Genomic DNA, 21351 nt, shown 5'->3' on the forward strand with positions numbered 1-21351 from the left:
GTAAGGTTTGAATACATCACTTTATGACCAGCGCCCCGGCGAATTTTTTTATGCTTAACAAACTGTCCAAATTAACGATTTAAAGCGTGCCAGGGTCGCAAAAAACTTGAAAAACTTTATTATTTATTATGACATTTTCCAACTGAATTGTGTGTACTTTGATGTCAGTAATATTCAAGTTTTTACTTTCTTCAAATACTAAGACATGAAAGTATAACAAAAGTAATTCAACTACTTTTACAAGCTGGTTACTATCTTTTATTATATTTATTTCTTTGACAATGACTACACGCGTTAGATTAATGTAACTAATATTACTGGCGAAACTATCGTCATTTTTATCTATTTTTGAATGACTAGATTCTATCGTTAGCTTGACTTCATCCGTTTGAACTAATATCTCTGAATCACTCTTCTTTTTCAAATTAAATGAAGCACCTGAAAACATAAAATTTAGATTGCGATAGTCATCTTCGATATTAAATTTATCCTTAATTACCCTCAGAAAAAAATCAAACTCCATTATATTCACTCCTTTAAATCCAAGACCCTTAATATTTAAGGGTCTTGGATTTTTGAACTACTTTTTAGGCACTACTGATTTATATCCGTTTTTATCATTTAAAAGGAAACCCTTTCTATTATTTAGAGAGTTTGAGTAACGTTGCTCCCATTTCAACTGATCGGTGGCGGAACGCCCATTATTCTCAAGGAATTCAGATGACCTTGAAAAATTAGGATAGAATTGAATGTCATACTGGTATTTGTATCTATTATAGGATAATTCTTTAGCTCTAAAAGCAGTTGGAACAAAATGGGCATGAAATACTTTTCCGTTATTATGATTATAAACCATAAACACGGTATACCCATTTAAATCTAATGCTTCATCTGCAATTGTTGAGTCGACTTTGGTTCCACCTTGAATATTACCCAAATGTCTATTTACTTTTCCAGTAGTTGATGAGGTTACATTGTAAACTACCATAACACTACCTTTAACATTGAGTGATGATGTGAAAATCTCCAAATCATTGGAGCTATTGTTGTTGTTGTTTTTAATCCGATTAGCAATTGTTTGTGTTAGAGCGCCCTCCATATGTTTTTGACCGGAAGTTGTTACGGAGGTGGAAGTACCAGTGAACTCAGCCCAGTTTGGCAGGGTTACCGCAGTAGTATCGGCAGGGTATGAAAGTGTACTGGTTGCTTTTTTTTGATTCAATAGCTCTGATACTGCAGCTGCTGTGGTTACTGCTAATGAACCGACCATGGTAAGCTCAATTGCAGTAATGGCTGAAGCACTTAGTCCATATACTCCAAGCACTACAAGTGGAAGGATTCTTGGTTGGACTGGGATTGCTTCCTCAAATACCACATTATTATCAAGATACTGTTGAATGCTTTGTTGATCAGCTTGCAGAATAACATCTGCTAATGATTCCATTGAAAATGTTGTTGAGAGTTCGCTAACAATGATCTCTCTCTTACTATATACCATTTCAGAAGAACCAATTGTTGTAGACCAATTGAATTTGTTGTCTTTATTTTTTAATGCAGTAATTTCGTAATAGGCATTTTCATCTGGAAATTCAATAAGAAGTTCCTTAGCATCAATAGTATCTACTAATTTGGAAATAACCATTGTTTTTGTTTCTTGAATTTCTTGAACTTCTTGAACTTCTTGAACTTCTTGAAGAGCATTTGCACTAGTTACATTAGGATTACTGAATAAATTAATAATGAATGTTAAGGCAATTAGAACACTGAGCAGCTTTTTCACACGATTCCTCCATAATTTAAGTATTTTTGTTTAAATATCCACTTACAATATCATTAACCACCTCTAATGGATATGTATGATAAATATAATACAAAAAATAACCATTTTTGTAAATTCCACATTTTGTTGTATAGTTAAGAATTTTTTTACGGGAAATGCACATCGGACAGCTGCATCCTTTTGACTGCTTCATTTAAAACAAATAGTCGTGACAAGACCTTCCGAAATCGAATTTCTGTTGGAATTTAATGAATGTCCTTATCTTTTGCTCCGCATGTTGAAGCATCTCCAACGTGCATTAGAAGTTATTGTACCAAACACTCAGTCGTGTATTAAACTGTTATTAAGCTAGCTTGAGAGCCACATAAAATTATGTTCGGTAGAAAAATAAATAGTTTAATTTCTGTCGATTTCATACTACCAATAGTCGGTAGCCACTCCCAAGAGGAGAGGGCTGATCGGCCTTCTTTGTGTGGGTACAGCGGCGGGGAGCAACATGTTCGTTGGGCTGTACGATGTATAAGAGATCATACAAACAGGCGCTCGATGCGGGGTTTCCTGAAAGTATTTTCAGAGAGCCAGCGTTGACTCCGTGTTGACTTCGAGCATAAAAAATACATCGCCCAAGGCACTCGGCCCACATGGCGATGTATTCAAGATCCGCATACTGTGTATTACCGCTTAAGCTTTCTCTTCGTTACCAGTCGCCACCGAATTGCTAGAGTCGCTAATCCAATCGCTCCAACTCCCCGCATAAAGCTTCACATTCTTAAATCCTGCCTCCTGCAGCGCAAAAAAGTTAGGCGTAGCGGTCACACCAGAACCGCAGTAAACGATAATCTCATCGTCCTTCGACAGCGCGGCAAAGCGTTCCGCCTGCTCCTCCGGCGATTTCCATACGCCATCCACATGACGGCTTTCCACCCAAAAATGATTAATCGCCCCCGGAATATGTCCGGCCGCCGGGTCCATCGGCTCGACTTCCCCCCGATAGCGAGGCGCTTCGCGCGAATCAATAATGACGATCCCATCCTTGCCGATGCTCTCCTTCACATAAGAGCGACTTACTAGAATCTCATCCCGCAAATCTGGTTCAAAAATAACCCCTTCCACCGCAACCGGCTCTTCTAAGCTAACGGGATTTAGCAACTGATCATACATATCAACAAGATGTTGTGGAGCTAAGCTAGTCATTTTGTGGTGGCCAAGACGCGGAATGATGTGGAAGTTCACTAACCAGCGGTACGTTTTATATGTCCCTGGTCGGATACTCATTTTCTTCTGCGCCAGCCATGAAGCCATATAGGTGGCTAGGTCCTCCTTTGTCGGTTCAATATACGTATTCGTGTTAAGCTCGTGAAGCACTTTGGCAAGCGTCTTCTCAGCTTCTGCCTTTGAATCAAAGCCAGATTTGCTCTTATGCCGTCTACGCCCTGTCCCCGGGTGACGACCAAACTCAACAATATAACACCAACTATTTTCTCTTTTACTCACACATCCACGCATTTTAACAGTCATCCATAAACTCATTTTGGCCGCAAAAAAAGCGCTTGATCGTCCAGTGAAGAACGATTAAGCGCTTGTAGTGCTAGTTCAATAATTTCAAAACAAGTAAAACATGTGGTACTCCAGTCTGTCAATCTTCTAAGAGCAAACGATCATCCACAGACATTACACTTTGTTTAATGAAATAAGTTATTTGTTATTTTTCAAAAAAAGATGTTTATATCTAAAAATATAATATATATTACTTGCGACAAAAAAAACACAGAATATAGTTCTTATAATTTTATCCTCGTAAGTGAATTCTGAGTAATTAATTAAAAGATAAATAATCAAGCTAATACTTGCCAAAACGAATACCACTACAGAAATTCTAATGATATTATTCAAATATAATCCTCCTCGTATATCAAAAGAAGTATGCACGCTATTAATGAAAAGAGGTTTTATTTAAACACCTGATACGAAGTTATAGGTCACGGAAGGGCCATTCCAATTAGTATTAATATTCCAAATTTGTTGGTAAGCAGCCGTTACTTTTAAGGCAGCTTCATAGCTTAAGTGAGTACGCTCTACAGTTGTGTAAACCGCAGAAGTATAACTTCCAAAGAGAATGACCATTTCGGCAATTGTTCTTGTGGCATAGATTGCTGTCCATCCTACTGGCCCTGTAGCAAATCCAGCTAACATAATAGCCCCTGAAGAAATAACGAGTGCCCAACTAAAAACTTCCCAAAAGCTTATCCCTTCCATATCCTGAATTACAATTCTTTCATAATCATTAATAATTGTTTTAACCTTTGCCAAATTCGTAGCATTTTTAGGTTGTTGGTACGTCGATCCTTGTACCTTGATATACATTTTGCCACCAACTAATGCTTGTGCAGTAAAAGCTCCAGTAGCTGTATTATGATTATAGTAATTATCAAATGCACCGGCAGCTTCATTGGCCATTAAACTAATCCCTGAAGAGCTAGTTGTATTAAACTCTTTTTGAAGTTTAGCAGCTGTTTGTTGGGCAAGAGCAACTTGTTCTAAAGTTATTCCTACTGTTTCAGTTGACTCTTTCGGTATATCCAAAAAAACCAATACACTTTCAACGTCAGCTTTTATATTTTCTTTAGTCTCTTTATCCGAAAGAGCTGTTTTGAAAGAAGAACTCTCTTTTATTTTAGGTACAGAGTATTTAACTTCTTTATTCTTACTAAGCCCCTTCCCTGTAACGTAGTCATTTGTAAACTCACTGTAAGTAACAACCGACTCTATAAAATTTTCTCCGATATCATAGTGGTCTTCAACAAGTTTTATGACAGCTGTCATTGAAGAATTGCTATCTCCACTTAATGTAAGTACTGAATTTACTTTCTTATAACCTATTTCTTCTGCAGTTGTAGGATCAAAAATAGATGTTGAAAAGGCTTCTATTTTTTCAATAGTGCTATCTCCACTTTTATTAGCTGCAACAGTCTGCCTTGGTGAAATTAAAGTAACTACTAAACCAAGCGCTAATATCATTTTCAGTAAGTTAGTATTAATAAGTTTTTTATCCATTTCAACCTCCAATTTTCTAAAATTTAATAGATATTACTTTTTAAAAAATTTAAAGAAAATTCTTCGAATCCCAAAAAAATATCACATTAAAATCTTACCTTTTTTAACATTTATATACAACGTGACTTATGTACCATATTGCATGTCGAATTTTAGACGTTTTCTGACTACTTGATAAATACCAATGCCCTTACTTCAAAGTTTTTAGCAAAAAAAGCGCTTGATCGTCCAGTAAAGAACGATTAAGCGCTTGTAGTGCTAGTTCAATAATTTCAAAACAAGTAAAACATGTGGTACTCCAGTCTGTCAATTATTCCACAATTAAACGATCTAGACTAAGAGGGGTGGGCATGGTAGGCTAATTGCCGGAGAGCGAACAGGCCCTTCAGGTCGGGAGCATCGTGTTCCCCCAGAGACTCCAAGTCAAGCCTCAGCTTGGGTATTGCTAGATTTTGTTTTCAAAGGTTACACTTTTATATTTGCTTTGCGCTGGGAGGATGTAGACCTCGCCAAGGGGACGATAACAGTTGTTCAGTCGTACACGCGTGGGGAACGTGGTCATATCTTCCAAGAGCCTAAAACAAAGGCAGGTGTACGCACTATCTCCTTGCCACAAATGACAATAGACGCTCTGAAAAAGCAAAAAGTCCTGCTTGCGCAGGACAAACTTGCCGCTGGAGCCAAGTATAACGACCATGGGCTAGTTACACAAACCAAGTTTGGCTACCCAGTAAGTCCATACTATTTTGAATCTCGCTGGCGCGATATGCTTCAGAAATCTGGACTACCTAAAATCCGGTACCACGACTTGCGTCATACACACGCCAGCTTATTGCTACAGCAGAACGTACACCCTAAGCTAGTTAGTGAGCGATTGGGCCATTCAAGTGTGGGCATCACTTTGGATAGGTACAGCCATACGTATGGAGTGGACTATAAGGCTGCAAATGAGTTAAACCAAATACTGACTGGCAGGTAAAATAACTAAGAAACTACAGTACGTATTGAATTAAGGTGGAAAGGAGGATCTAGTCGGCTGATTAGTTACGAAATCAGAGGCTCTTGTAAAACTCTTATATAATAAAATTAGCGATCAGGAACATTATCCACAATAATCCACTTATTATTATTCCTATTTTCTCTTTTTTTGTTTTATATTTCTTATATATTAGAGCATATAAAATAAACAAAGGCCATGTACTAACCAAAATAATTAATAATATTTCCGAAGTAATATCCGTCCACCTCCAACTTCCTTAATTATCTTTATTTCCATTTTAAAACACTTGATTTACCTAATTCCAATATGTGCAGTTTAACATAAAAATTGCACATAAGTAAAAATGATTAGCTAATCAGTTTTACTTATGTGCTTAAAATTACTGATTTCTATTCATCAGATGCTTTGTAGAATTGCATAAGCGCTACCCATCGAACTATTTGCATCGCTACCCGCAGACCAAATAGCAGCTGCGAATCCAGCAACACCTATTGCTCCTCCAATAGCACCAACAACACTAGCTGCTGTCAAAACTGTTAACCCTAATGCGGCCATAAGTAAGGGAGCATTTATATTAATGGTATTTCTAGCTGCTACAACATCGCCAGCATAATGCTTGAAATTTATTACTGCTAATTTATTCGAACCATCTGTAAGTGCTGACTTGGTGATTGCATCATCTTTTGCTCCACCAGTATCTAAAAACATTGATCCGTCGATTGATAGCCTATTTTTAATTCCAGAAGCAGTTGTCATGGTTGTAACATAAGGAGTAGGAAGATACATTGGAACAAATCGATCTTCCCAAGTGATGTAGGAATAGCGTCCTCCGCTCCCGAGAACTGTATATGAAGACCTTTGATTCATTGGTGTGTTCTCATAGCTTGAATCACTGTAAATCACCTCATTTAGATCATACTTTTCACCATTTATTTGTGCCTCATTCTCATTAATCACTTCAATTGTTGTTATATCTGAATTTTCTGTAACACTACCATCATTAAAGTTATTAATTTCTTTAGTATTTAATAGGATCTTATTATCAATAATAGTTCTAGTTATAGTTCTATATGTTGTTCCAATAATTTCTCCATCTTTAAAAATCTCCTTTTGTTGTTCCAGTAGCACTAATTCTTGACTTTTCGCTGCAAAAGTCTGCATGGGAGACAGCGCGAATATCAAAGATAACGTCAAAATAAATGCAATTGCTCTTCTCATATTTTATTCCTCATCTCTTCATTTTTTTCATTCAGATCCATAAATAAACCAATAACTCCTCACTGTGGATAAATTAGAATGTTAATTCAATTTTCCCATACTTAGCCATAAAATTTAATAAAATATATTCGTATTTTCCGAAAGACCGCATGCGGGACACAATATGTGCGTTGACTCCGTGTTGACTTCGAGCATAAAAAATACATCGCCCCGAGCATTCAGCCCCATGGCGATGTACTCCCAGACACATACTACAAATGCCTCTCAGCCCTTACTCTTCCCCCGTAGCCACCGGATTCCCGCTATCCGAGCTCCAGTCGCTCCAGCTCCCCGCATAAAGCTTCACATTCTTAAACCCGGCCTCCTGCAGCGCAAAAAAGTTAGGCGTAGCGGTCACACCAGAACCGCAGTACACGATAATCTCATCATCCTTCGAAAGCCCCGCAAAGCGTTCCGCCTGCTCCTCCGGCGATTTCCATACGCCATCCACATGACGGCTTTCCACCCAAAAATGATTAATCGCTCCCGGAATATGTCCGGCCGCCGGGTCCATTGGCTCGACTTCCCCCCGATAGCGAGGCGCTTCGCGCGAATCAATAATGACGATCCCGTCCTTGCCGATGCTCTCCTTCACATAAGAGCGACTTACCAAAATCTCATCCCGCAAAGCTGGTTCAAAAATAACCCCTGTAACCGCCTCCGGCTCTTCTGAGCTAACGGGATAATCTGCTGCCTGCCAAGCGGTGAAGCCGCCTTCCAGCACATACACTTGCCCCTCATGCCCCATCCACTCAAGCAGCCAGCGCAGGCGCGAGGCCATGGCTCCGCCTTGGTTATCGTAAGCGACTACTGTCGCATGATTGTCAATTCCAATCCGCCCCAGAAAAGCGGCCAACACTTCCGGCTCTGGTAAAGGATGGCGTCCGCCTTCTCCATCAGGGCGCTTCGGCCCCGACAAATCATGGCTAAGATCGGCATAATAAGCGCCCGGAATGTGGGCCTCCTCATAAGATTTCCGACCTGTTTCAGGCTCAGTGAGCAAATAACGTGTATCGACTATTACTGTATTTTCAGCACCTAAACGCTCAAGCAGCCAATCTACCTTTTTAAAATAAGTCATTCCGCTCAGCTCCTCCAACCTATTGTCTGGCTTATCCCAGCTATATACCGCCATCGTACCCGATAAATCCCATGAGGAGCAACCATTTCGAAGATTAAGTGCGATTTTCAGGCTGATCATGCCTCTGTGCGCCTGTCCCGGCTTCATGCATCGTGAACCAAAACTTGCTTCCCTGCTTTCCTGCCTGCTGCACGCCAATTCGTCCCCCATATTGTTCTACGAGCAGCTTGGCAATAGCCAGCCCCAGCCCAGCGCCACCGCTCTGTCTGTTCCTCGATCGATCCAAACGATAAAAGCGCTCAAAAATACGTTCCCGCTCCGCTTCCGGGACTCCGTCGCCCTCATCTGAAACCGTAAAACGCACCAGCTTAAGCTCCCTTCGCTGACTCGTTTCAAGCCCCGCCACCACAGGCCTCGCCGCCGCAGCTAGGGAAACATTATCGGTATCAGCTAACACTTCCGCCTCAATCAAAATCGACGAGCCCTGCGGCGAATGCCGCACTGCATTTTCCAGCAAATTTTGCAAAATCCGCTGCAAATGCCGCGGCTCTATCAACAAGCTGAGCGAACGCTCCGGCAGCTTCACTTTAAGCTGCAAGTCCTTCTGCTCCGTAGGCTTCGCAAAACGCGGCAGCAGTTCGATCAGCACATCCTCGACCACCGCCTCCTGACGTGGGCCCTCTTCCTTCTGCTCAGCATCCAGCGTGGACAAATCGAATAAATCCTGAATCAATTCGCCGAGTCGAATCGTTTCTGTACGGATCGTCGCCAGATATCCTCTAAACGTCTCCTCATCTTGAATGATGCCGTCCTCCAGCGCTTCCACGTAAGACTGTACCGACGCAAGCGGTGTCCGCAAATCATGCGCCATATTCGCAACAAGCTCGCGCTGCGACGACTCCGCCGCCTTCACCTGACGAAAGCTTTCTTCAAGGCTCGCTCCCATGCGGTTGAATTGATCAGCAAGCTGCTTAAATTCCCTTAAACCGCTCTGCTCTATACGCGCCTGCAAATCCCCCTCCGCAATACGCTCCGCCCCTTCCCGCACCCGCCTTACCGAAACTTCAAGCGGGCGCACCAGCATAAAATAAATCAAGCCCGACACGACCCCCGCTCCCACCGTCGCCAGCGTCAGCCATTCGAACTGCTCTCTCGTCAGCAGCATATACCGATAAAACACCAGCAGCAAAATAATAATAAAAGCAATGCTAATCGTATTAACCAGCATTAAATAAGGACGCAGCCTCATCCGCCTGCCCCTTTCCCATCCAGCTTATAGCCGATTCCCCAGACTGTTTTGATCCAGAGCGGATCGGACGGATTGTCTTCAATTTTCTCCCGCAGGCGCCGGATATGAACCGTCACCGTCGTCGTATCGCCATCGTAAGCGATATCCCAAATTTGATTCAGCAGCTGGCTGCGTGAGAATACCTTGCCCGGATATTGCGCCAGCAGGCTCAGCAGGTCAAATTCCTTCGCCGTTAGCTCTGCCTCCACGTCTTTAACCGTGACGCGCCGCTCCAGCGGGAAGATGGATAATCCGTCGAAAAATAGAGCCTGGTCTCCGTTGCCGTTGCCATGAGCGCCTAAATTCACCATTCCGTTTGCCGTCCCGCTCCCTAGCCCGATTCCATTCCCAATTCCGCTTCCGCTAGTCCCCACAAGCTGCTGTCCCCTCGCCGCTTCGGCTGCCTGCCGGTTCGTCCGGCGCAAAATGTTTTTGATCCGCAGCACCAGCTCCCGCGGACTGAACGGCTTCGTCATATAATCGTCTGCACCCATCGTAAGCCCTAGCAGCCGATCCGCTTCTTCCCCTCGGGCGGTCAGCATAATAATCGGCGTTTCCTCTGCTTGCCGGATGACGTCGCACACCTCGATTCCGCCTAGCTTCGGCATCATCAGGTCGAGGACCAATAAATCCGGCTGATGCTCTCTCCACAGCGCAAGCGCTTCCTCGCCATCTGCTGCCACCCATACCGTCCAGCCTTCCCGCTCCAAATAGCGGCGGCAGACGTCAGTTATATTTTGTTCATCATCTGCTACTATAATTTTGGCGCTCATGCGGGTTCCTCCTGCCAGCTTCTTATATAGCAACAAATCCCCTGCCAAATGGCAGAGGAACTGTTTTTGAAATACAATGCGCAGCTGTGCTGTGCTTTGCCAGCGTTATATCTTTCTACTTCCCATGTTGACTGCTGCCAACTTGTCGCCTCACTTCATCGACTTATCGTCCATCTTGCTCATGTCAGTCTTGTCTGTCTTGTCTTCCATCTGACTAGTATTACTCATATTATTCGAGTCGTTCATCTTCTCCTTACTCATCCCGTTATTCGCATTGCACGCGCTCAGCGCAAGCATGCTTCCTACCAGCATAACCATCAGAATACCTTTTTTCACAACCGTTTCCCCCTTGAAAAATAGTTATTATTGTTTCGCAAGTACAGCTTAACAAGCAAAACTAACCATTCAAGAACGATCCGCTTGCAAATGTATTTCTAAATTATTACAAATCTCTAAACAGCATCTGAAGCATAACCCTTGTCACCTAACTCCAAGGTATACCTCACTCACTCTCCCTAATCTCTTTCCAAACACTGCCCATTCCCCTCAGCCTCTTACACCCACGCATCATTCGCATACCCGCGCTGTTCCCAATACCCGACATGCTCCCCTTCGATCAGCTCAATACGGTTCAGCCATTTGACCGACTTATAGGCGTACATTTTCGGCACAATCAGCTTGACCGGGCCACCGAGATCGCTTGGAATCGGCTTGCCGTCATGCATGACAGCGACCATGACGTCGTCCATATCCGCCTGCTCCAGAGTCAACGTATCCGTATACACACCGTCGCCGGAATAAAATTTCACCGTTTGTGCTTTCGACTGAACGCCTGCGCTTTTCAGCAGCTCCTTAAGCGGAATCCCTTCCCACGTATTGTTGTACACGGACCAACCCGTCACGCAATGAAAATCGCTCACCTGCACCGTTCGTTTCAGCGCCACGAACTGCTCCCAATTCCACTGCAACCGCTGATCGACCAAGCCATCAATCGTAAACGACCAATTGCTATTGTCGAATTTCGGAATCGGTGTCACTGTGTATACGCGGAAATTTCCTTTTGCCCCGCCGCCTGTAGGCGGAAGTGAAGCTGGAAGCGGCTGCGGCTCAGGCAGCAGCTTATTGCCATTCTCCGCAACAAGCTCGTCAATAGACGAAGCTCCTCCGAAGCCTGTCCCAAGCGCCCCGCCTACCCACTTTAGAAAAGAAGGCCCGAGCGCAATCGCGATCCCTGCGCCCAGCGTCCATTTTATTACCTGTCTCCGTGAATAAATCGCCTGCGGTCCCGCTGCAGGATGAATGACCTCCTCACGAACCGGATTTATCGTACGACGATGCGGCTGCTTCAGCCATTTTGTCCGTGTAATGGAATGGTAGATGATATAAGGCAGGCCGATCCACGTCAGCAAATCATGCACGAGCAGCGCCGCATTCGAAATTTCAGGCCCCACTAGTCTAAACTGCCACAGCAGCACACCAGATAAAAACCAGCCTGTGAGCAGCGCCAATACAACGATTACATTAAATTTCTGCCACGGCTTTTCCTTAATTTGCTTCCAGTGCTTAGCGGCGAGAAATAAATAATAAACGACGGGCAGCAGCGAAGCGATGCCGACCACGATGTGCAGCCATTTTAACCACACGCGGCCTTCTCCTAGAAACCCCCGCCAAAAGCCGCCCAGCAGCATAAGTCCTGTCAACGCCAAAATCACCACTATCCACCCGTTCCAAGCGTGGAGCGACACCAGCTTTTTCCCATAGCCCTTGCGCAAACGTTCAATGAATGAACTCATTCGGAGATATCCCCTTTCCAAGCTCCATATCTTCAACTAAAATGTGCGCCTTATCATTTTCTTTCTTCTCAGCTTTTTAACACTATTATAACGCCTGACACAAGCTATTACGAAATGACGGACTAAGCATAGCAAACAATGCTAAACAACCAGCAACGAAGTGCTTACAAAAGTATGAACAGCTTATTACAAAAAGATTAACGATCCACACAGCCCAATCAAACATTTATCCTTGCTAGCCGCAAGTGAAAGTGATAACTAGGAAAGGTACAGACTTCTCCAAAAATTGAGGATAGCTGTACCTTGCTTTCGTTAATGGGACTTTTAATGACGACTCACAATATGCATGCAAGCGGTAGAGTTCCTTATTCAGCACCTTCACAGCGCTCACGAAGAGCGAGGACGAGACGCATACTGCAAGATAGCAGCTGCTGCCCTCTCACGGCGCTCTACATCCTCACACTGCATGGCAAGCCTTAAAATATCCACCGCTTCCCTAATTGTCGTATGATCTATGTCAAAAGACTGCTCACTCTGTACACTGCTTTCAGCATCCCCGCTCAACCATAGCTCCATCTGCCAATCGGTTACGGGCTGCTCATACCTAGCGGGAACTGGTTCTTCGGCTATCACTTTGGTTATAAATGACTGCAGCTCCGGGGCAATCCTGCTCTGCGGCAAGCTTTTGAGCCAGGTCACACCGCGCCGATGGCAGCTTCCGTCCTCCCTGTTATCTGCATCCAGCACATAATAATAGTCGCCAAAATCGCCAAAATGAACCTTATCGTCATCCACTAAAAGCACATAATCGCCGTCTGCCACTACTTCCACGAACAATCGAAGCTCTGCAATACGCCCAGCCAGTGCTGCACCCTCAAGATGAAAAACCTCAACTAATTGCGCCTTGCACGCTTCCTCGTCGAATGGCTCCAAATTGCCAAGCCCCGGGCCATACAAGCATACGAAGTTATCCTCCAAAAATGTCTTGCTCCGGTTTATCCCGCCTACATCCGCTTGCATCACATACAACTGCAGCCTGCTCACCTCCGCTTCATTCTCTTTCTTCCTATTATATCTCCTAATCCGCCTCAGGAAAAAGCCGCTCAAGCTTGAGCGTGCATACAAACATTTCGTGAGGAATCTTCGTATGCTTCGTTTCAGTGGTTCACTCCTTGCTAAGGATAGACTTTGGCGGACACAGCAGCCGCTATTTTAGCCAGATCACGGATTAAGCCCCGGCTGCGGACTCAGGAGCAGCTATTTCGCTGGTAATGGCCATTTTGCCGGGATATTGAGGGCGATAACGGCTCTCCTGTCCGCTTATGTCCTGAAATCGAATAAAAAGCTAGAATAGCGGAACCTCAGTCCGCCAAAAAAGCAGTTAGTGTCTGGAGTTCTAGAGTATCAGCAACAAACGCAAGTTGCGGTTCACCAGCCTTGAACCGGCGGATGAGATTGCCCTCGAATAATGGCAAACCTATTAAAGCTTAAACAACGGCCTCTGCTGGGAAAAAATAAATCCCGCGCACTCCCCATCATATGAGGAAGCGAGCGGGATTTTCGAGCTTGTAAGCTGCGGTACTGACCTGCCTTGCCGATTATCCTTGAAGCCTGCGGCTTATCACCGCATTCTCTTACTCCTAGAGCTTCAGCAGCTTGAAAATCACAGCTGCTGCTTGCGCTCTAGTCGTCTGCCCTTGCGGACGGTAGCTGCCGTCTTCAAATCCGTTCACTAAGCCCGCCTGCTGCATTGCGCTGACGGCCTCCTGTGCGAATTCGCTGATCGACTGCTCATCTGCAAAGGAAGGAAAAGGCTTCGTGCTTGCTGTGCTTTCCCAAGCGATTTGCGCTGTCGCACGGGCCAAAATAACAGCCATTTCCTCGCGAGTAATCGCGTCATGAATGCCGAACGTCCCGTCTGGGCGCCCTTTCACGAGGCCCAGCTTCTCTGCCGAAGCAACGGCCGCTTCATACCAAGCGCCCTGCCTCACATCGCGCAGGCTGCTAGTCGCCTGCTCGTCAATCAACCCAAGTGCGCTTAGCAGCAGCTGGACGAACTCCGCTCGCGTAACGGCCCTCGACGGCTCAAAGCTGCCGCCGCCCGTTCCGCTCACGATTTCGCGCGCTGCGAGCGCCTCAATCATCGTTTGGGCCCACTTCGCTTGGCCCAAATCTTTAAAAGCCACATCCGCATAAGCGATCGCATAGCGGCTGAAATGCTCCGGCTGGAAGCGAACGACTCCAGCCGCCGCATCAACCCTCACGTTGCGCACGACTTCTAGTGCGCCGCCCTCGCCTACATAATAAACAACGACTTTATGAGCTTGTTCGTCCGCTTTTAGCGCATATGCGAGCTCCACTGCTACTGGCGCAGCCTGCCCAAAGGCATGAAGCTCCTTGCCGTCTACACTAAGCTTGAAGTCATAAACAGGGTGATCGCCTAATTTCGTCTGCACATTAGCCGGCAAATCCGAAGCTGAAACTTGGACGGCTTCCAGTGTTAATTTATTGGCGCCTGCCGCAACGATTCCCGCCGTCTGCGTAATGTCCACCGTGATTTGCACAGTACCTGCTTGCACGGTGATGAACCGCACCTTTGGCTGATCCCCTGCCAGCAGCAATTCCATAGGAATCTCCACTTTCGCTCCTGCCACAGCTCCTGCCTTGCTTGGCTCAAGCTGAATGCGCAGCGTATTGGCCGTTTGCAGGCCAGCCAGCGCTTTCTCCATATCGCTTGCGCTCAGCTGTGCTTGCAGCATGCCGCTCGCATCCGCTGTCACCTTCACGGTCAGCCCGTTCGCGCCCACTTCAACGCTCGTGCCACTGCCCGTCGAGCCTGAACCTGATCCGCCCGACGTACTTCCACCCGTTCCACCACCCGGTGTGCCCGGATCTGTACCTCCACCCGGTGTGCCCGGATCTACCAGCGTCTTCGCTGTCAGTACAGCTGATTTATCCGATTCGCCCGCTGCGTAAACGGCGGAAACCTGATAAAAATAATCCGTATTGGCGCTCAGGCCGCTATCCGCATACGATGCCGTGCTGATTGGCTGGGCGTTTACCAGCACGTAAGGCCCATTTTCATCCGTCGCACGATAAACGTTGTAGCCGCTCACACCAGCTAGCGCTGTCCATGCCAGCTCAATCGCTGTATCGGTAGCCGCGTTCACTTTCAGCCCAACTGGCGTCTCCTTCGTCGGCTCCTCCTTCACCGTCGTTCCGTACACCTTCACCTCGCCAAACTGCGGCGTATACCAGTTGCCTGGATTGTTGCGCAGAACAGCATCGACCATCTGCACCCTTACATATCTTGCTTTGCCGCTCAGCTTATCAGAGGTAAAGCCATAGGTTTTATTGTCCGTCTTATCAAGCGCCGTCGTAAAGGTAACGCCGTCCAAGCTCGTTTCGATTTTGTATCGGTGATACCCTTCCGAGCCGTTATGCAAATACCACGACAGCTGAATGTTCGTCAGGCTGTACACATCGCCAAGATCGACCTGCCACCATGAAGGCCAGCTGCCATTCGCTGCGACCCAGTTTGTGGTGTAGTCGCCATCGTTGGCAAAGGTTGCTGGGCTGTTTTCCAGCTCGCTTTTCGCTATGGCTGGCTTGCCCTGCGACAGCAGCTCGCCATTTTGCTCAGGCACAACCTCACCCGTTGCCTGGTTGTAGTACACTTTTTCATAATAATCATATTTCGCATAGCCATTGCCCAGTGTAATCGGCAGCCAGTGCTGCTTCGCCTCTCCTGCGCCAGCTACCCAGCGGTTCGCCATATTCACGAAGCTGAGGCCAGCTGAGCCTTCCATTTTCCAAATGAAGCCGGACTGCGCCGAGAAGTTCGAATTATTGCCGATTCTTCGCAGGTCCGACCAAGGCCCTGCAAGCGAAGTGGCGGAAGAATACATGCCCTTGCTCGGATACCAGCCTGCCGCCTCGGAGGTGAACAGGTAGTAATAGCCGTCTTTTTTAATGAGCGAAGGCGCCTCCCGATGCTTGCCTTCATACACCTTGAGCACAACGCGCTCTACCGACAAATAGTCCGCAGACAGCTCATAAATGAACAAGTCTGCATTCGTATTGCCTGACGAAACGATATACCCTTTGCCGTCATCATCCTTGAAGAAGGTGATATCCCTTGAATCGTTGCCTGCTGGACGTACACTGCCGTGGAACGTCAGCGCCCCGCCGGGATCGCCGGACAGCACAGCCGCTCTGCCGAGCGAGTAATCCTTGTTATTTTCATAGTGCAGCCAAATGACAACTTTGCCCGTTGCTTCGTTGTACGTGAAATTCCACGCCTCGAATTTGCTAGCCGCAAGCTCTGAATGAGAATCGCGGGTCAGCACTGTATCCACAAACGTCCAGTTGATCCCGTCTGCCGATTGGTGCAAATTCACCTGCTTAAACCCATCTGAATCCGACACATATTCATAATAGTAATACAGATTGCCAAGCTTCAAAAAGCCGTCATGCGTAATCGTTGGCGTGTGCGTCACATTGCCCGCATCATCAAGCCACACGTTTTCCTTCGTATTGTCGTACACAGCCAGATCAGCTGATGCGATGAACGTTCTCGCCTGTGCAGACTGCGAAAGCTCCGAGCCGCCACCAGGATGGATCGCCTTCACCTTGTAATAATACGTTTTGTTGACCGCAAGACCGTTGTCGTCATACGCCATCGCTCTTCCGTTATACACCTGCTCATACGTGCCGTTCTCGCTTTCCGAACGGTAGAGCGTGTATGCTGTTGCGCCCGGCACGCCTTGCCAATTCAGGCTGATGGTCGTCACCTCGGCAGCAGACGATGTTTTCACAGAAGTCGCCAGCAAGCCTTGCGGCATATCCAGCTGCATGTCGGACGAATAAATTTTCACCTCATGCAGGCCTCTGTACCAGGTGACCGGTCTATCGGCATTGTTTGTATGTCCAAACTGCCCCAAAATCGTCAGCTTCACATATCTGTATTTGCCCGCAAGCTTATCGCTGTTGAAGGAAGGCGTCTTATTGCCGCTTTGGTCGATAAGCAGATCATACTGCTGGTCATCGACGCTGCCTTCCACCTTATACGTGTAATAAACCTCCGAGCCGTTCCACTCCCGCCAGCTTAGATCAATGCGGCTCAAATCATATTCCCGTTCCAAATCGAAGCGCAGCGTCGTCGGAAACGAGGTGCTGCCCGAATCGAAGAAATTGTCATTGCTGCCATCATTGTTCGTATCCTGAAAATACATCCCGTCATTCGCCATCGTCGCGGGGTTGCTCGGCGCTTGCGAGCTCGCCACTACAGGCTTGCCCTGTGATACAAGCAAATCGGTCGCCGTTTCAAAATGACCCGTTGCCGCATTCAAATCCAAATCTCCGCTATTCGTAATGGATGCCACGCCTTTATTCATTTCAAGCGGCAGCCAAATATATTGCGAGTTCATCAATGCCGACGGATTCCAGCGGTCGCCTACATATACGTAGGAGGTCGTTTCGCTGCCGTAGACGCTGAGAATAAAAGAAGGCTGCGTATAATACGTCGCCGGATCGCCGAACCGCTTAAGCTCGGACCAATCGCTTAGGCTGTTAATCGACTTGGCGCTTGAATAGTAGCCTTGATTCGGATACCAGCCGGACTGCCCCGATGTGAACAAGTAGTAATAGCCGTCCTTCTTCACAACTGCTGGCGCTTCCCTTCTAACACCCGGGAACAGCGTATACATGTACTGCTCGGTGTACAAATAATCGTCCGTCAGCCTGAACACGTTCAGGTCGGCGTTATTGTTCGAGGATGCGAATAAATAGGCGCTGCCATCATCATCCTGGAACAACGTAAAGTCACGGGCCTGCATCGCCCCTGGCTGGAAACGATTCACGTATGTGTAATCCCCGTCTACCGTGTCGGATACAGCAACGATCATATTCGCCTGATTGTAGTTGCCCGCTTCCTCCCAGTGTCCCCATAACACATATTTGCCTGTTTTTTCGTTGTACAGCACTTTGGGCCGCTCGATTTTTGCCGATGCCAGCTCCGGATGAGAGGCTGTCGTCAGCACATTGTTGCGGAATTCCCAGTGCTTGAGATCCTTCGATGCATACACGGAGACGCCTTTCAGCACCGCCGAATTATGCCCTTTATCCTCGCCGAACCAATAATACGTGTCCGCTACTTTGAGGATATAGCCACCATGAGCCTGAATCATGCCACCTTCGTCATCGAACCAGTATTCGCCGTTGCGAATAACGTCCGCTTTGCCGGTATTGTCCTGCACCTTAATATCTGCCTTTATGCGGGTAGACGTGCCCGTTACCGTTCCCTCGGCTTTGAAGCTGCCAGCGCTAGCATAAGCAGAAGGAGCAAGGGTATCCCACTGTACAGGTACCGTCGTATACTGATTGTTCGTATAATCGATTTTCACCCGATCCGGGAGCCTTGGCGCGACGCCCTTTTCCGTGTAGATCGTCATGATCGGATCAAGCGTTCTCGGTACAGAAAGGCCATGTACAAGTCGGCTCCAATCCGCTTCATCCATGCGTTTGAAGCTGCCCGCCAGCGCACCGGCTGGAAGCGTAAAAGAGCTGGCTGCCTCCTGCGTCCACACACCCGCTACGTCCGTAGCGGAAGCAAGCGTCCACGCGCCGCCTGCATACGTATATTTCAGCCATTTATCCTCGGAATTCAGCTTGAACGTATCGGCTCCATTCGCGATAGGCGAGACGAATGCGGCGTTCGTGCCCAGCTCCGTCCAGCTTTTCCCGTTGCGGCTCACCGCATAATGCAGCGTTTCCGTGCCGCTGACGAGCTTGTTATAAGCAAATAAATAAGCGGTATTCGCATCCTGCTCCAAAATGAACACGTCGAGCACTCGCGTTTTCGATACGCTGCCCCGCGTAATGGTCGCCGTCAGCTTAACGAGCAGATCCCCTTCGCCAATAGCGGGGCGGCTAACCATGCCGTCTGGACGCAGGTTAACCGGATGATCCGATTGCCACGAAATTTTCGTGCGGTTCGCGCCTGCATCCGGCAGGCTGAGCTTTGCTGTTGCCCCATCGGCATGCGCTACTACAAGTGCGTCCTTGTCATTGTCGACCGCTGCCTCGTCTGATAAATCTGCCAGCACCTTAAGCTGGAATGGCTTCGTGTCTATCGCATTGCCACGTTTAATCGTAACTGTCAACGTCACGTCCACGTCTGGCTGTCCGTAGGCAGGACGAGTCACCTTGCCTGCGCTATCAACAACAGCCGGCTGGTCGGATTCCCATGCTAGTGTCGTGCCGTTAGCGCCTTTAGCTGGAAGCGAAATATTGGCCATCACCTTGGTCAAGTCGCCAGGCAGCGTCACAGCCGCCTTATCTGCCGCCACCTTAGCCTGATCCTCAGCATAGGTGAACAAGGCCACCTCCTTCGGTCCTAACGCCCGATTGAACACATAAAAATCATCAATTTTTCCGTCATAATATGGATCGGAGCTAAACATCGAGCGGCCGATATAGTTCAGCGTCGTTTGGCCCAAATCCTTAGGCTTCAGCGTCATATTGGCATTGCGCCCCACCTCTACGCCGTCCACATACAATACGCCTGTAGAGCCCGAAAGCGTCATCGCATAATGAACCCAGCGATCGGTTGCCTGCTGCGCAGGACTAACGCCGACAACTTGCTCGCTGCCGCCATTTTTCAAGACGAAGCGCGACTCATTAGCGCCCGTGGCTGGCGTAAAGAAAATATAATTGTTCGTGCCGAGCCCGATATCGAACACACGAGTCCACTGCTTGAGCGTATCCTGCTTCGCCCAGAAGGCAAAGCTGACCTCATTCAAATCCTTCAGCATGCCTGCCGGAAGCGAGACATAGCCATTTGATCCATTGAGATCGACTGCCCCGCCTGATCGGCCCGTTGTCCATGATGCCCCGCCGGTAAGAGTGGCTTTGCCTTGGTTGCTGCTAGCGCCAAGCGGTGACACCTGCGTCCCTGACGTTTCATTGAACGGGTATGCCGCTACAATGCCCGGCAGCAAATCTGGCGATTCCGGCAGCACCAGCACCGTCGTCAGCGAGATGGAGGAAGAAACAACCTCATATTTGTTGACCTCCGCTGCAACCTGATAGTAATAAGTCACACCGGAAGCCAGTCCCGTGTCCTCATAGTGCTTATCTGTTCCGACATACACCGGAGAGAAGCCCGCGGTAGCATCGGTTGAACGATAAACGCGGTAGGTAGCTCCCGTTACCGTGCTGTCCCAGCTAATCGTAGCCGCAGACGAAGTGATGCCCGTTGCCTGCAAATCACTCGGAGCCTCCGGCTTCGGATTTGGAATTTGCCAGATGCCTACATCATCAAGCGCGCTTTTTTCCCAGCGAGAGCGGAAGCCCGCTTTCCCTGACGCAAGGGAAGTATCTGTTACATTAAAAATAAGCTTATCGTCCACATAGCCTTTCATTTTGCTGCCTTCGACGATGATACGCATCGTGTACCATTGATTCGCACTAATCGTAATCGGATATTCCCCGAGCGTTGTTGTAGTGCCGCCTACCCGTTTGGATAAGGAGAACCGATTATCCCCCAACTGGAACAAATAAAAATTGTTCACATCGCTATAGCGCGCCAAAATGCCGGGAAAAGCTCCCGCAGCCACTTTTTTCACCTTGGCCTCATACACGTAGTCGCTGCCGATATCCTGATTGACCGAGGCAATAGCCTCATCCCCAGCACTAACGTACAGCACCTGATTGCTAGCCGCAGCCGGATCAACTGCTGATTTAATAATATTACTGTTATTGACCGTCCAGCCTTGCAAATCGCCATCTTGAAAATCATCCTTAAACAGCGGTTCATTCGCAACAGCTGCCGCCTCCTGAGCGACGAGCAATTGCTGTTCTTCCGTTCCTCCTTGTCCCTCTTGCGACTCTCCTGTTTCATTTTGCTGCTGTGTTTGCTGATCTCCCTCTGCTGTGGTTCCCGTTTCCTCTAGGACCAGCGCAGATTCTGCTGATGCCGTTGCCGTATAGACAGGCATAATCCCCGGCAAAATGATCATCAGTGCTAGCATAAGCTTGGATAGTGCAGCTATGGATCTCTTCAATTTTTCAACCTCCCACATTTATTTCGCGTTGACTCTACAGCCCGGATAAATGGTAAGCGCTTTCATTAAATAGCTGAAAAGAATTTTCGTTCCTAAGCACATCACGGTACCCCTCCGGTCTGTATTTAGCTTAGCCCAATGCTCACACAGCCCGAAAGAGCAACAATATAAGCATAGTGAACAATTTGGCATTTTACGACTGAACTATTTTAACTTTGGTGAACTGTTGAAATATCTTGTACGGCTTGTACGGTGATCCT

General features: G+C 47.2%; 13 protein-coding genes. 1 reads left to right on the plus strand and 12 read right to left on the minus strand.

The features are described 5' to 3' along the window. Positions 1–79 precede the first annotated feature (79 nt). The 4 genes from AC50YG_RS30840 to AC50YG_RS30855 all read right to left on the minus strand — a co-directional run bounded on the left by AC50YG_RS30840 (position 80) and on the right by AC50YG_RS30855 (position 4834). Positions 80–523, minus strand: coding sequence for a hypothetical protein (locus AC50YG_RS30840; RefSeq protein WP_494832563.1), 444 nt, complete (start codon positions 521–523; stop codon positions 80–82). Positions 524–580: 57 nt separating this feature from the next. Further along, a complete protein-coding gene (locus AC50YG_RS30845; protein ID WP_494832565.1) occupies positions 581–1780 on the minus strand; it encodes a hypothetical protein in 1200 nt (399 codons plus the stop codon). 681 nt (positions 1781–2461) lie between these two features. After that, positions 2462–3286, minus strand: coding sequence for a rhodanese-like domain-containing protein (locus AC50YG_RS30850; RefSeq protein WP_494832567.1), 825 nt, complete (start codon positions 3284–3286; stop codon positions 2462–2464). Between the two features lie 447 nt (positions 3287–3733). Next, positions 3734–4834 (minus strand): hypothetical protein, encoded by a 1101-nt coding sequence (locus AC50YG_RS30855; protein WP_494832569.1) that lies wholly within the window; start codon positions 4832–4834, stop codon positions 3734–3736. Between the two features lie 484 nt (positions 4835–5318). Here AC50YG_RS30855 and AC50YG_RS30860 point away from each other — a divergent pair, with 484 nt between their 5' ends. Further along, on the plus strand, positions 5319–5813 hold the full coding sequence (locus AC50YG_RS30860) for a site-specific integrase (protein WP_494832590.1): 495 nt from the start codon (positions 5319–5321) through the stop codon (positions 5811–5813). Between the two features lie 417 nt (positions 5814–6230). Here the strand turns inward: AC50YG_RS30860 and AC50YG_RS30865 are convergent, their stop codons facing one another. The 8 genes from AC50YG_RS30865 to AC50YG_RS30900 all read right to left on the minus strand — a co-directional run bounded on the left by AC50YG_RS30865 (position 6231) and on the right by AC50YG_RS30900 (position 21091). Further along, positions 6231–7052 (minus strand): hypothetical protein, encoded by an 822-nt coding sequence (locus AC50YG_RS30865; protein ID WP_473756167.1) that lies wholly within the window; start codon positions 7050–7052, stop codon positions 6231–6233. A 271-nt stretch (positions 7053–7323) separates the two neighbouring features. Next, on the minus strand, positions 7324–8292 hold the full coding sequence (locus tag AC50YG_RS30870) for a sulfurtransferase (protein ID WP_494832575.1): 969 nt from the start codon (positions 8290–8292) through the stop codon (positions 7324–7326). Next, complete coding sequence (locus tag AC50YG_RS30875; protein WP_494832576.1) at positions 8267–9421, minus strand: sensor histidine kinase; 1155 nt, start codon at positions 9419–9421, stop codon at positions 8267–8269. Before AC50YG_RS30875 ends, AC50YG_RS30870 begins: the two co-directional genes overlap by 26 nt. Continuing rightward, positions 9418–10233 carry a response regulator transcription factor gene (locus AC50YG_RS30880; protein WP_494832577.1) on the minus strand — a complete coding sequence of 272 codons (816 nt, stop codon included), beginning with the start codon at positions 10231–10233 and terminating at the stop codon, positions 9418–9420. The genes AC50YG_RS30875 and AC50YG_RS30880 overlap by 4 nt, the downstream gene beginning before the upstream one ends. A 150-nt stretch (positions 10234–10383) precedes the next feature. Further along, entirely contained in the window at positions 10384–10569 is a 186-nt protein-coding gene (locus AC50YG_RS30885; RefSeq protein ID WP_494832578.1) for a hypothetical protein, read from the minus strand. 218 nt (positions 10570–10787) lie between these two features. Further along, positions 10788–12026, minus strand: coding sequence for a molybdopterin-dependent oxidoreductase (locus AC50YG_RS30890; RefSeq protein WP_494832579.1), 1239 nt, complete (start codon positions 12024–12026; stop codon positions 10788–10790). Positions 12027–12413: 387 nt separating this feature from the next. Further along, positions 12414–13070, minus strand: coding sequence for a hypothetical protein (locus tag AC50YG_RS30895; protein ID WP_494832580.1), 657 nt, complete (start codon positions 13068–13070; stop codon positions 12414–12416). Between the two features lie 596 nt (positions 13071–13666). Then, on the minus strand, positions 13667–21091 hold the full coding sequence (locus AC50YG_RS30900; protein ID WP_494832581.1) for an immunoglobulin-like domain-containing protein: 7425 nt from the start codon (positions 21089–21091) through the stop codon (positions 13667–13669). Positions 21092–21351 lie beyond the last annotated feature (260 nt).

The sequence above is a fragment of the Paenibacillus sp. J31R34 genome, from assembly GCF_059383715.1.